The sequence below is a fragment of the Streptomyces sp. NPDC050636 genome (assembly GCF_040654775.1).
Lineage (GTDB): Bacteria > Actinomycetota > Actinomycetes > Streptomycetales > Streptomycetaceae > Streptomyces.
Genome location: NZ_JBFAIP010000077.1, coordinates 17617 through 31432, shown reverse-complemented (window position 1 = coordinate 31432; position 13816 = coordinate 17617). Strand labels below are relative to the sequence as shown.

Sequence of the window (13816 nt, the reverse complement as noted above, 5' to 3'; positions counted from 1 at the left end):
TCCACGACCGGCCGGGTGACCTCCCGGTACGGCGAATCGATGATCTTCAACGGGACCTCGATGTCGTACGCGCGCCACTGCCGCTGGAGTTCGGCTGCGCTCTGGCGGTCCACCGCGACCGTGAGTGCCTCCAGCCGGTCCGGTCTGAAGGCACGGGCGTAGGACAGCGCTCGCAGGGTCGGCTTGTGGATGGTGGACACCAGCACGATCGCGAGGACCCTGGACGGCGGCGTCAGCTCGGCGCTCGGGTCGGTGACCTGCAGCTCGGCCGAGACGGTGTCGTAGTGGCGGCGGATGCCGCGCATCATCACCCACAGCACGATCCCCGCGAGTACCGCCAGCCACGCGCCCTGCATGAACTTGGTCGCCAGCACGATCACCAGGACCAGTCCCGTGACGCAAGCGCCCACCCCGTTGACGATCCGTGCCATCCGGTATCGGCGGCGCACTGCGGGCTCTCTCTCGGAGCGCAGCTCCCGGTTCCAGTGCCGGATCATGCCTGATTGGGAGAGCGTGAACGAGGTGAAGACTCCGAGGATGTAGAGGTGGATGAGGTCGGTGACGTTCGCCTTGTAGCCCCACAGCAGCAGCCCGGCGACGACCGCGAGCGCCAGGATGCCGTTGGAAAAGGCCAGCCGGTCACCGCGGTTGTGCAGCTGGCGCGGCAGATACCGGTGCTGGGCGAGGATGTCCGCGAGCATGGGGAAGCCGTTGAACGCGGTGTTCGCAGCCAGGATCAGAATCAGTGCGGTGGCGGCCTGGATGTAGTAGAAGCCGAAGCTGGCCGACCCGCCGAACACGGACGCGGCCAGCTGGGCGATGACGGTCCGCTGGGTGTGCGCCTCGCAGTCGGCCAGCCCGGTCAGCCGGCAGGGGTCCTCGACCATGTGGACCTTCGCCACCATCGCCAGCGTGGTGACTCCTACAAACATCGTGATCGCGATGGCCCCCATCGCCAGCATGGTCGCCGCCGCGTTGGCCGACTTGGGCTTACGGAAGGCCGGTACGCCGTTCGAGATCGCCTCAACGCCCGTCAGCGCCGTACAGCCACTGGAGAACGCCCGCAGCACCAGCATCAGTAGCGCGAACCCCGCAAGGCCGGCATCGCCGGGCTCCGCCTCGATGCCGTACCGCGCGCTCTCGGCCACCGGGGCGTCCCCCACGACGTACCGGATCAGACCTGTGCCGCACATGATCAGCACGCCGCCGATGAACAGATACGTCGGCGTCGCGAAGGCGCGGCCGGACTCCCGCACCCCACGCAGATTCATCGCGGCCAGCAGCGCTACGAAGCCGATCGCCATCAGCACCCGGTAATCGGCCAGCTCCGGCACCGCCGAGATGATGTTGTCCACGCCCGAAGCGACCGAGACCGCAACCGTCATGACGTAGTCGACGAGCAGCGATGACGCGACCACCAGCCCGGCCGACGGGCCGAGGTTGGTCGAAGCGACCTCGTACGAACCACCGCCGCTCGGATAGGCGCGCACAACCTGGCGGTACGACAGCACCACCACGGTCATGAGCGATACCACGGCGAGGGCGATCCACGGAGTGAAGTGGAGGTAGGCCAGTCCGCCGAGGGTCAGTACCAGCAGGATCTCCTGCGTGGCATACGCCACCGACGACAGCGGGTCGGACGCGAAGATCGGCAGGGCAAGCCGCTTCGACAGCAGGGTCTCGCCCAGTTCCTCACTGCGCATGGCTCGCCCGATCACCAGGCGTTTCAGCAGACCGGTCACGTTGAACACGCCGCGAGCGTATGCGCGGCCGCGACCACCCGAGCCCCATGACAACGCCGGAGATCGCGAGTTCCCCGAATGGGCGTACGCAGCCGCAGGTCAGTGGACCACGGCCGATAGCCCGGCTCAAGGCGTCATCCGCCGCTCCGCGTACGACTCTTCACGCTCGACGCATCCTCGATGCCGAGCTGACCGGCCAGGTAGTCCAGGACCTCCTACGGCACCGCCAGCGGATCATCCCCCAGGAATGTGCCGATGTATCGGATGGCGCAGATCTGCAACGCCATCCCCAACTGATGCCCGTCGGACCTCCGCAGCGCGATCAGGTCCCGGTCGTCGTCGTCCAGGAAGAAGAAGCGCTCCAGCTCCGGACGCGTAGGCGCCACACTGAACGCACTCATACCCGGTTATCCACTCACTGCTGGCCGCTGCACTGAGCGAGTACTCCTCCAGGCTCGCCACCTGCATCGATGAGAACGTCCTTGCCAAATGAAACGCTCACCCGCCAACTGAAGCACTCATCAGCAAGTGAAGTGCTTAGTCACAACAAGTGAGACTGAGCGATTCAGTTGGCCCTTTAGCGCTTGAGTTGGCCCGGTTGAGCGTCACGGTTGGCCCTATCTTCGTTACAGGCCAGTGCGGGTTCGGGGTCTGTTCTCGTTGTGTTGGGCGGCGAGGTGGCGCTGCAGGTCGATGTGGCGGAACTGATATACGGGCCCGACCTGACGCAAGACGCCGCGGTGTTCGTGCGCGTCCTGCAAGAACGACATGAGGGCCCGTGGCGCTTTGCGGCGCACCACCAGGTAGACCCTGGCCATCACGAAGTAAGGCCAGGTCGACTTCAGCAGCCCCAGCCCGAGTCCGACCTCGATCCCGAGCCCGAGCCCGCCCCCGAGCCCGCCCCCGTGTCCGAGCCCGCCCCCGAGCCCGCTCACGAGTGCGACCGCGACCGCGAACGTGAACGTGAATGCGACTGTGATGAAGGTGCTGCGGTCTGAGCGAAGCAACGCGGTTGGCTCAATGCTGGAAGTCAAGTCAGGTTTCTTCGGGACAAGCCCGACTGCGGGAACAACCATGACCGCGCCTGCGAGCATGATCGCCCACCCCGTTTGGAAATTGCCCGAGAAATAGGCTGAGAGAAAAAGCCTTAACTCGTCCGTGAACGTGTAGTGTTCATGAGGGCGATAAAGAGGACGTACGCGAGCGCGGCCGTGATCCCCACCGTGAGCCCGACTGCGAGGCCGAAGGGTGACCAACGAAGCCCGGTGCTTGGTGTGGCGGAAGCCATTCCGCGTCCACCTGCCAGCCAGCCGCCGAGCCCGACCATGAGCGCGCCCGCCACCCAAAGCGTGACCGCGGCCGCGAAACTGTCCATGAGCCAGCCAGTGAGCCAGCCCGTGATCCCCACCACGAGCCCGCTCGCGAGCCCTTTCGTGAGGTAGCGGGATGCCGGGATGGCCTGAACGAGTTCCCACCAGGCCAGGTCCGGACTGCCGTGGTGTTGGCGTTCGAGGAAGCGGGCGAGAGTGACGAAGGCGCGGTGGGCCTGCGCAGCGTTCCAGCTGGGTGGGAGTGGGGCATCGGGGGCGTAGGCGGCGGGGATGAACGCGTTGAACAGATGCCGGTCGACTGCGGCCCGTTCGGGAAAGACCTCGGTGTCGCACAGTTCGTCCGGGTGCGGTGCCTCGGCAGTGGGCGCGGGGCCGGGGCGGGGGTTGTAGATGGTGCGGGCCAGGAACAGGCCCAGCGGAGTGCTCAGAGCTTGCCCGACCGGGGAGGCGGTGCCCAATTCGGCGGCTACGGCATGCCACCGGGCGGCGGCGGAGGTCTCCAGGCCGCCCGCATCCCGACGCAGATAGGCGGTTGCCCTGTCGGGGTCGAGGGGGAGGAGCTGGATAGCGGCGGCGCCGTTGAGGCGGACTGTGGGCCCCGCGCCGCTCAGCGCGGCTCGGTAGGGGGCGGCACGCGAGGCCAGGACGAGGGGCTGGCCGTCGGGCAGGGACCGGTTCAGGGCGTGCAGGGCACGATGGTGGAGGTCTGGGGGAAGTTCGTCGAAGCCGTCGAGCAGGGGCAGGATGCGGTTGGTCTCCAGTAGCGCCTGGGCCTGATCATCCGGGGTGTCGGCAGTGGTTGTGGCCGGAGCCGGGGTGCACAGGCTGGGGTGGGCGCGTCGTAGCTGGTCGGCCAGCCACGTTTTCAGCGGCTGGTCCGGGTTCCAGGAGGCGAGAGAGAACAGCACGGGTACCGGCTCGTCGCCGGTGCGACGGGCAAGGAGGTCTTGCACCAGCCGCATCAGCAGCACACTCTTGCCCGCTCCGGGCTCTCCCAGGACCACCAGGCGCAGGGTGGGCACCCGGTCGGTGAACACCTCCCCGATCCGGGCACCCTCGTCAGCCAACCCTGCGGCCTGCTGCGGCCATCGGACAGGGTCTCCGGGAGGCCCGCCCGGCCACGCACGGGCCAGCTCCGCCAACAGCGGCCAGGGCTCGGCCAGATCTCCATCCGCGGCACGCCAGGCGACCGGTAGCGGATAGGGATCATTGACCCGGCGTAGTGCGGCCTCGGCATCCCACTGGTTCTTGACCGCCACAGCGAGCTGCCCGGCCACCTCCTCCAGCGACAGCGTTGTTCTCGGCCTGCGCCACAGCTGCCACAGTGCGGCGACAGCCGGAGGGAGTGCCAAGAGCCCACCGACCACGCTGGACGTTTTGTCTGCGGTATCCAGGCCGTGGTTAAGGATGTAGACGACGGCACCTAACAGGAGTGCGAGATAGAGAATCGCCCCTAGCCACTTCAGCCCCCGACTACGCATCCGGTCATCATGACGCAGGTACCTCACACACCGCAGCCACTCCCGCGCGGGCGCCGGGCCAGCCCTGACGCTCAGTTGGGCCAACTCAAGAGCTAAAGGGCCAACTGGATGTGACTGAGTGCTTCAGTTGGCGGATCAGCGCGATAGTTGGCGAGTCGAGCGCGATAGGTGGCGTGTCGCGCCACCCGCAAGAACATCGGCCCCGTGCTGGAGGGCGACACCTACTTCGACCTGCGGTTCCCCTGGGCACCTCAACTGGCCGCACCACCCGCGCCCACGTCGATGGCCTGGAACCCGCCCTGGGCATGGCCTGTATCCACGAGCCCGGCAGCGGCGCCGCATGGATCCAACGGGAGCTGTGGCCGGAAACTGACCGCTCGGGAGAGTGGTTGAGCCGGTGAGCCGTTTTTCGCATTTGAGGCAGGGGAGCCTGCACCGGTCCTGACCGTCTCCCATGAGCCAGTCCTCCCTCTTGCATCCCGGAGGCTTCCCGTGCCCCATCCCATCCGGCGTCTGTGGCCGACCACGGCCTCATGGTCCAGGTGAGGTGGGCCTCGCTTTCTCTGCACCAACTTGCTGTCCCCCGCCCGCAGGACCCCGCCCTGGTGGCGGGCTCGGCGCCGCGAGCACCGGCCGTCCGAGCCGGACCAGCGGTTTCCGGCACCGCACGACAACATCACCGACCCCAGGAGAGAGATCATGGCGCCTCAGCATGCGACACCAATCCCTGACATCCCCGGCGGCACGAGATTTGCCCGTCCGGTCGTCTCAGCAGTGGCAACCATCGCGATGGCCGGTGCGCTGCTGGTGCCCCTGGGGCAGACCCCGGCGTACGCCGCTGACTGCGCCAAGACCTACACCACTCCTGGCACCTACACCTGCACCATCCCGCAGGGCGTCACCGAGGTCACCGTCAACCTCGTCGGCGCCGGTGGCGGTGGCGGCGGGGCCGGAGGCTGGGGGCAGACCGGCGCCAATGGTTCCTCCGCCATCGGGGGAGGCGCCGGTGGGGCCGGCGGCGGGGGCGGCAGCGGAGGCTACGTGTACAGCTGCGTGATCGATGTGTCCAGCAACAAGTCGCTGACCGTCTTGGTGGGTGCCGGTGGCTCGGGCGGTGGCGGAGGCCAGAGCGGTGTCCCGGGCGGCAAAGGCGGAGCGTCGGCGCCACGCGTCGGCGGCCTGACCAGGATCGAAGTCCCTGACGGCACCGCGCTGGCCACCGCATACGGAGGCGGCATCGGTGCCGGCGGCGGGGGCGGCGCCCCCGGCGTCGGCGAACAGACCGGTAGGGGAGGGGGCGCAGGCGGCGGCAGCAGCCCCGGCAGCCCTGGCACGGAGGGTGTGGCGGGCAAGGGCGGCGAAGGGTACAGCGGCGGCGGTCACGGCGGCACCGGACAGAGCTCCAGCGACGGTGTTACCCACGGCGGCGCCCGCGGAAGCGGTCTGGGCGCCGACGTATACGGGGCTAATTGCAGGGGCAAGAGCGGTAGCGGGACCCCGGGCAATCGAGGCGGTGACGGTGCTGGGTACAGCGGCGTCAACCAAGGCGGCGCCGGTGTCAGCCCTGGCAACCGCTACGCTCCGCCCATCCCCGCGCAGTGCAGCGGCTTTGGAGGCGGTGGGGGCGGCGGAGGCGCCGGCGGAGCCGGCGGCAAGGGCGCCTCCGGCGGCACCGACGGCCAAAGGACTCACTCACCAAGTGACTTCGGCGGCGCCGGCGGATCCGGCGGCAACGGCTGCGCCCTGCTGTCCTGGTGAACACAAGACCGGCCTGCTGAGCGCAACACCGCTTCCTCCAGCAGATCACCGATTCGCATGCCTGATCCGGACCGTGAGGGGGTGGAGTACGGGCACCCCCTCACCCACGCGGGTGGTAGTACCTGGGTTCTTCTCCGGAGCGACGGCTTCGCCGGGTAACGCCCTCTCACGTCAACTCGACGCCATCGCCACCCATTTCGACAACCGTCTCCAGGCGGTGAGCATCCGCAGACAAAACGGACGGCTGGCCATCACCATTCACGCGCTCGACAGCCCGCCGCCGGAGGCTGCCACCAGCGCGGCCTTGATCGCACTGGCTTCCCAAACCCTCACAGCTCCCCAGGCCGCCAAGACCACGAACGAGCCAGCGTCATCCACTCACTGCTGGCCACTGCACTGAGCGAGTACGCCTCCAGGCTCGCCACCTGCATTGATGAGGATCTCCTCGCCAATTGAAACGCTCATCCGCCAACTCAAGCACTCATCCGCCAACTCAAGCACTCAGTCACACTGGAGCGCTCAGTCACAACTGAACACCACATTCACCCGTGCGTGTGCTGCACCATAATTCGAACATGTGACGCAATCTCTGGGTGATGCTTTATTCCTTCCCCGACTTCTCTGGGGGAGCGAGGCTGTAGTGGTGGTTTGAGCCTTCGGCTTGTGCAGCTCAGCCACTGGTGATTGACCTCTAACTAATGCAACAGCTGTGGTGCTATCGCTGGCTGGAACGTCGCTGATGGCAACCGAGTGATCTGCCAGCGCTCTGCCGCAGCTGGCTTCCGAAGCTGCGTGGAATCCCCTTGCTGATGGCGTAGAAGGCGTCCCTGACCGGCGGGACGATGGAGGGGCTGATCTCGGTGTTGTCCGAGGGAGGGTTCGGTCAGGAGCTGGGTGCTGGGTGAGCGTTAACGAGCGGCGAACCAACTGGCAGCCTGGAATCAGGAAAGCGGTGCCCCGCAGCGAACGGTGGGGCAGGGTTATGAGTCCGGGCCACCACGGGCCTGATCACCGCCCGGCGGGACCACATCCCGCCGGGCGGGGTGGCACCCGGGGTCTGACCGACAAGTGGATACCTCGTGCCAGGGGGCCGAAGTGCCAGTCATGCTCTACTACCCGCGGATCGAGCCGCCGACCGAGCTCATACACCAGGCGCTTCTGTACTGGGATGGTCTTGCGACCGTGGTGCCGGCCGACGACAGCCTTCGGCAACTGGTCATTCCGCCGGTGCTGACCGACCTTCAGGCTCGTGGCCTCTACAAGCCTGAATATTTGGGCGTGGAGCTCCTGTGGTCCAACTCCCCTGCCGCGCAAGCCCTGCGCGAAGAGCTGGTCGGACTGGTGGAACGTAGGGCAATCACTCCCGGGCTGAACGTTCGTGACACCGTGCTCTGGGGAACCAAAATCACCGGTTGGCTGCGGTACGAGCTGCAGCGACTCGGCTTCGCTGGTCCGCAACTCACGACCCCCGACAATCATGCGTACATGCTGGTCCCGCGTGCTGTCTCGCAAGTCGTGGTCGGTGTTGTCGCGCGAGAACTCGCGGCCGATGCGAGGTCGCACTCGAAGATCCCGTGTACGGATGACTCGAACGCACACTACTTGGCGTTGCGTCACCCCAGGGGCCCGCTCCCAACTCGTCCGTACGCCTATGGGCGGCGGCCTGCTTGGGAGGTCGAGATCGGCAGGCTGCTACCGCTGCCCGCTCCCTCGACCCCGATTGCGGACGTCATCGCCTTCCGTGAGAAGTACGACGACGAGCGTCAGCGACTCATGCGATGCATCCACACGATGCTTGGCAACCTGCGTCGCGACTACGAGCACCCGGCCGACGTGCTCGCACATCTTCGAGCCGAGATCTCCGAGGCGACAGAGGACTACCACCGGGTCGTCCGCAGCACCCGATTCGCCTGGATTCAACGATCCATCATGGTCACCGTCGCCGTGACTGCGGCCGCCGCAGGCTCGCTCCTCGCTCCGGACCTGGGCTGGGTGCTTGGCACCGTGAACGGCTTGGCCCTCAATCTCGGTACGCGGGAAATCCGCGGCGCAGGTCGCTTCGGCGAGGGGAAAGATTTCAGCTATCTGCACCGTGTGGGTGTCGAGCTCGCCTGAGTCAACCTCATCGAGCGACACACGACCGGTCCGCGTCAGCGGGGTGCCTGTCCGCGGAGGATTCCACACCTTCTCAGCGGGCCTGGGTCACCCACACACCGGGCCACAGTCGCTCGTACCAGGTGCTGCAGTAGGACGAATTTTGACCGGCCGGGCGGCCAGCGAAGCTGCCACACGAGTGACACATGTCGTGGTCCAGCGGTTGACGACGGTCTCTGGCCGGACAGCGTTGGAGGCTGGCTTCGCAATGCGGCGCCGCTTGGCGGGGCGTGCGGGCAGTGGCAGGCAGGCGAGCAGGCGAAGTAGGGCGGCGAGTGAGTTGTGCCAGCCCTTGCCGGCGCAGAGGTCAGTGGATGGCCCAGCTCTTCGTACGGTCGCCGCGTTTCAGCGAGTCCAGTCGGAAGGCGAGCTGGGCAGCTGCCTCAAGGTCGCCCAGGTCGGCGCGGCGGATGAAGGAACCGAGCGTGTGGAGGTCCCGTAGCTCGGTGAGCACAGAGAGCCCTGGCCAGTCGGTGAGGTCGTAGCCGTATGCGTCGGAGAAGGACCGCAGCTGGGCTGTGGTGCGACCGCATCGGACGCCCTGGAAGGTGTTGGCGACGTCGGCCTCCCGGGGGCCGATCGCCGCTTCGTCCCAGTCACTGAGCCTGGCGGCGGTGCCGTCCCAGAGAGTATTTCCCGGGTAGGCGTCGCCGTGCACCAATCCTTGGCCGAGGGGAAATTCGAGATGTGCGTAGGCATCCAGGAGTTCGTCGGAGCGGCCGACTATCCACGCGCGATCGCTCGCGGCCTCGGTGGTTGCCGTAGAGCGGGATGAGAACGCTGACCTCAGGCATATCGGGCTCCCCGTAGTCCGCTTCGGGTGAATTCCAAGAGCAGTGCTCCTTGGTCCGGCGTCAGCCGGGTGCGCTCCAGCGGCGGCAGGCTCGATACGCCGAGTGTGGCGAGTGCGGCTGCCCGGACCTCCGGTGAGGGAGGGATGGAGGGTCGGGTCAACAGCCGAGCCTGGCGTCCCAGGAGCAGGCAGTAGATCCAGAATTCCGACGTGAAGTGCGAGCCGAACCATCGCTCTACGGCCTCTGCCAGATCCCTTGGCCGGTGGGTCCGGACGAGCCGTTGCATCTGTTCGGCGTCAAGTCCCAGGTAGGGCAGGGCATCTTGCCATGCCGTGTGCCCGCGGTCCCCAAGGATTCCGTCAGGTCCCGCCACCCGGGCATGTGCCCAGCCCCGACGCATGTAGGGAAGGCCAACGGTGTCTTCGAGCACCCATCCGTGCCCCAGCGCGGCTACCGCACCGGTGCTGGTGACCAGGCAGGGTGAGCGTCGCACGCCTTCGCTGTCATTCCCGCAGAGGCTTTCCGCTCCGCTGTGCTCGACCAGGTTGGGCACCGCCACCAGGCTCATTCGGCGAATGCACCGAAGGTAGCTCGACAGCACCTCGTCGTCTCTCCGGTCGGTGCTGGGGTTCGCGTACTGGCGGAAGGCCCCGGCCATGTCGGCCGGTAGGCAGATGGCCTGGGTGGGAGTGAACTCTTCAGGCAGGCATCGGACCCAGCTTGCTCCTGATAGGGCGGCGAGGCGTACGGCGGCGCCGTTGCGGGAGTTCCAGTGGGCGTAGAAAGCCAGTGGTTCGGCTGGATGACGCAGAACCGCGCGGCGGACCAGATCCAGGAAATCGTCCGGGGCGTCCACATCATCCTGGAGTACCAACTGGTGACTGGCCCCCGGCGTCACGGTGTCCCACGCGACCTGGGCGGTGCGCATTGCCGAGGGTGAGGAGTCCGGTTCGGGATCGACGACCACTGAATCCAGGCCCAGCCGTGCCGCGAGTCCACGGGCCTGAGTAAGCCGATGAGGGTGGGTCATGACGGCCGAGCTGAGGCGAATTCCGGTCAACTGGCAGCTCCCTTTCCATTTGGGAAAGTGACACTGCGATGGTTGCATATTCCTGCGGCGCCGAACAGGGTGCATCGACAGAAGGATTTCGGTCGCATCCTCACCCCCTTCAAACGCATCCGAATTCGCCCTCTTCGCCGGCTGGTTGACAGGGTAAGGATGTGTCAGCGCCCTCCGTCGTGGCGCCATACATATAAGGGCAGGCACATGACCCAGGTGAATGTCATCATTCCGCTCTACGGGGAACACCGGGCACGTCACGTGCTCAAGGAGGTAACGGAGAGCTGGCTGGCCCAAGAAGTCGCGTGCGAGGTGCTGCTGGTGACGGCAGGAGATATTCCGGTCACCGTTGCCAGTGATATCGACGGTCAGCGCCGTGTACGGGTGATCCGGGCCGACCCCGCCGACCAGGCTCCCGGACTGCTGCGCAACGTCGGTGCGGAGCAGGCTTCCGCACCGTTGTTGTACCTATCCGACGCGGACATCGCTCCACTCGGCCGGGACTATCTCACCCGGGCACTCCGCCTGGCGGGGAAAGGGGTCCTGGCCCAGCCCTGGATGCACCGGCTCACCAACGGCCCGCTGCCCCTGCCGGCGGTGGAGTGCCGGCCTCCCGAGCAGAAGAACCGTTGCTTCGTAGCCGTCGCACCGGACGGTGTGCTGCACGTCCGGCCCGGCGAAGAGATCCTTTGGAAGGTCCCGTCCAGCGGTGACGTGCAGGGAGAGACCCCGCGGGCCCGGTTGCCCCGGGAGGGCGAGTTCCCTTGCGACCGCCCCTCCGAGGGAGCCACCGGGAACTCAGCCGACCGTCAAGAGTGGTGCGCCCCTTACCACTGGGGTTCCATGCTGCTGACACGAGATCTCTTCCGTGCGGTCGGCGGCTACTGCCTCCAGTACGCAGGCTGGGGTGGCGAGGACGCCGACCTGCTGGTCAAGGTCGCTGCCCGAGCCCCGCTCACCCGGGGATGGCAGTCGGACACCTCCTGGCGTTGCCTGCATTTCGAGCACCCTGCCTCGCATCGCGGAACGCCCGAGCATCTGGCTAACAACGCGCGCTACAACGCCCGGCGTGCCAAGGGGCCGGAGAGCATGATCGCGCAGGACCTCGCCTGGACCTCGACCCCGCCACCTTCTGCGACCTCCGGCTGCTCCGATGATCTTCAACCGTAAGCCACTCGTGCCCAGCGCGAGACGACGGAGATGTTCGAGTAGCGGAGTCGACCTGCCGTGAACGTCCCGTCACCCGAGGGGTACGGTGCTCACCCACGCCTGCACCATCCTGTCGCGAGATGCTCGACGCAGCGCACGCTTTGGATTCCGCGGATCACCCCTGCCGGCTCGGGCCCGTGCGCCGACTGGCCGTGCGCCCAGTGAATGATGGGATCAGGACGCGCAGGCTGATTTTCTCCTTCACTGGCCCGCCCTTCAACGAGGAAAGGGCCATTTCGGCCATACGCATAATTGGCATGATGCGTTATCTGAGGGCTGTCTCTTCGTGAATAAGCGGCACAGGGTGCGATGTCGGCGCACCGAAGTTCGACGGGCGCGCCGCAGAGTGCCTCCGTGCCCCCCTTGCGATTAATTCGTTGACGTCTCTACCGTCGACTGGGCCACGTCAGGTGAGAGTGGGGAGTGGAATGATGAGCGGCGATTTCGAGAATTCCCATCGCTACCGGTTGAGCGGTGTGGTGATGTCCCATCCGAGCCGCCTGGACTCCGCTCGGCAGATCGTCACTGCGGCTCCACCCGGTGCGCTGTCGTTGGTCATGGACTCTTTCCCGGAAGGACCTCCGTCCGCGTTGCGGACCGCCTTGCGAGCCTGGTCGGCCATCCCGGCGGATGCCACTCACCATCTTGTTGTGCAGGACGACATGCAACTTTCGGACACTTTGTTCGACCGCGCTCAGCGGGCTGTGGCAGCAATGCCAGACGCGGCGCTCGCCCTGTTTTCCTTCTGGGACTCGCGCAACGGTGGTGGGGTACGCCTGGGTGCCCTGTCCGGAGCCCGGTGGGTGGGTACGGTGAACGAGTACACGCCGACTACGGCGCTCATCCTTCCCCGGGCGGTCGCAGCAGGTTTCGTGGCGTACGCGCAGGACAGACTCAACACCTGGCCCGATGACATTCTGATGTTCCGGTACCTGCGCGCCGCTCAGGTACGTACATTTGTCGCCGTGCCGAACCTGGCTGAGCACAGCGATCTCCCCAGCCTCGTCGGGAACACTTTCCGTGGCCCCCGGAAGTCGGCGTGTTTCCTGGCCCACGACCCGAAGACCGGTGCAGCTGATGAAATTCCCCGTTCCGGGGTGGCGGCGAGACCGCCGGCGGTGCCGTTCTTCAAGCAGGGCGTGGCACAGTGCGCGGTCCTGGTGCCGGGCTCTGTGCCACCACGCTGGCTGCATCTGACCTGCGAGCAGTACCTCACGGGGCTCGGCGTAGCCGTCGGCCGACTCCGGCCCCGCAGATGCGGGAGCGATCGTGGCTTGGACCCGGAAGCGGCCTGGAATACCTGGCTGACCGCGTACACCTTGGGCCTGGTTCATCGAGGTGTCGCCCACCGCGAGGGCTCGGTGGGTCCTGTCGATCCGGTCGTCCGCGACCTCGCGCTGGCCACGGTGGGACCCGGAGGGGTCAGCCAGCGTATGGACCAGCAATCGATCGACGAACTGCAGGGAAGACTGGCCGACGTGGCCCGTGAAGGGGAGGCCGCGGGTATCGCGGATGCTGACGCTGGTCGGCCACGTCGCAGAGCAAAGAAGCCGGGCCTCATCGCTGTGGCCGGCGGCGACACTCTGCTCGGTGAGTACATCGTCCAGGGTCTGCGCGACAGAGGTCACAGGATCGCCTTGAACACCCCCGAGTCGAGTGTTGCGCCGAACTCCGCCAAGGCCCTGGTGGATCTGACACGGCTGCCCTCCGACCGCCACGATCCGGCGACCGACCGCTCGATGCCGGACACATCCGCGCGGCGAACGGGCGGCGTGGCGACCCAGCCGCAGATACAAATCCGTTTCGCACCCTTCGGAGGCGACGATTCGCTTCATGACCACCAGGAGGTGCTGCGCTTCGACGAACTGTACGGCCCCGGGGTGTCGCGGCACTCGTTGATCGGGCGCATGGTCTCCGCGTCTCTGATCGGCCGACCGATCGTGCTGGACATCGACCCCGGGACGCGGGTTCAGCCTGTCGCAGTCCCCGAACTGGTCGAGGCCCTGTCGAAGGTCCTTGACCGCTCCGAGGAGTGCCGCTCGCCGATATCCGTCTCCGGTCCGGGGATGACGCTTCGGGAGATCGCGGAGGCGGTGGCGCAGGTCGTCAGGCCGGTACGGATCGACGCCCCGGCCACCGTGACGGACACGTCGCATCCGGCAATCGGCGTCGGCGTCGAGTCCTCGGCAGCCGCAGTCGCCAAGTTGGCTCAGGGACTTCACGCCTTCGCCCAGTGGCTGGCCTATGAGGCGGCCGGCTGACCCCTGTCGGCCGCCTTGCCCACTCG

At 66.8% G+C, this 13816-nt stretch carries 9 protein-coding genes and 1 pseudogene; 4 read left to right on the top strand and 6 right to left on the bottom strand.

Annotated features, from left to right (window positions below; genetic code table 11):
• The 4 genes and pseudogenes from AB0I10_RS32295 to AB0I10_RS32280 all read right to left on the bottom strand — a co-directional run.
• The coding region (locus AB0I10_RS32295; protein ID WP_363156223.1) for an APC family permease at positions 1–1751 on the bottom strand (1751 nt) is incomplete at its 3' end.
• A 209-nt stretch (positions 1752–1960) separates the two neighbouring features.
• Positions 1961–2143, bottom strand: a pseudogene (locus tag AB0I10_RS32290) (DUF4158 domain-containing protein); the annotation flags it as partial.
• Positions 2144–2368: 225 nt separating this feature from the next.
• Positions 2369–2776 (bottom strand): hypothetical protein, encoded by a 408-nt coding sequence (locus AB0I10_RS32285; protein ID WP_363156222.1) that lies wholly within the window; start codon positions 2774–2776, stop codon positions 2369–2371.
• A gap of 113 nt (positions 2777–2889) precedes the next feature.
• Positions 2890–4554: an NACHT domain-containing protein gene (locus AB0I10_RS32280; protein ID WP_363156221.1), complete on the bottom strand. Its 1665-nt coding sequence runs from the start codon at positions 4552–4554 to the stop codon at positions 2890–2892.
• A gap of 774 nt (positions 4555–5328) precedes the next feature.
• Here AB0I10_RS32280 and AB0I10_RS32275 point away from each other — a divergent pair.
• Entirely contained in the window at positions 5329–6312 is a 984-nt protein-coding gene (locus AB0I10_RS32275; protein WP_363156220.1) for a hypothetical protein, read from the top strand.
• 1104 nt (positions 6313–7416) lie between these two features.
• Positions 7417–8427, top strand: coding sequence for a hypothetical protein (locus AB0I10_RS32270; RefSeq protein ID WP_363156219.1), 1011 nt, complete (start codon positions 7417–7419; stop codon positions 8425–8427).
• 346 nt (positions 8428–8773) lie between these two features.
• Here the strand turns inward: AB0I10_RS32270 and AB0I10_RS32265 are convergent, their stop codons facing one another.
• A complete protein-coding gene (locus tag AB0I10_RS32265) occupies positions 8774–9169 on the bottom strand; it encodes a phosphotransferase (RefSeq protein WP_363156224.1) in 396 nt (131 codons plus the stop codon).
• Between the two features lie 83 nt (positions 9170–9252).
• Positions 9253–10188, bottom strand: coding sequence for a hypothetical protein (locus tag AB0I10_RS32260; protein ID WP_363156225.1), 936 nt, complete (start codon positions 10186–10188; stop codon positions 9253–9255).
• A gap of 339 nt (positions 10189–10527) precedes the next feature.
• On the opposite strand from AB0I10_RS32260, the gene AB0I10_RS32255 reads away from it, so the two are divergent.
• Both AB0I10_RS32255 and AB0I10_RS32250 read left to right on the top strand, forming a co-directional pair.
• The gene (locus AB0I10_RS32255; protein WP_363156218.1) at positions 10528–11490 is read left to right on the top strand and encodes a glycosyltransferase family 2 protein; all 963 of its coding nucleotides are present in this window, start codon (positions 10528–10530) and stop codon (positions 11488–11490) included.
• A 470-nt stretch (positions 11491–11960) separates the two neighbouring features.
• Positions 11961–13790, top strand: coding sequence for a hypothetical protein (locus tag AB0I10_RS32250; RefSeq protein ID WP_363156217.1), 1830 nt, complete (start codon positions 11961–11963; stop codon positions 13788–13790).
• The last annotated feature ends 26 nt before the right edge of the window (positions 13791–13816 follow it).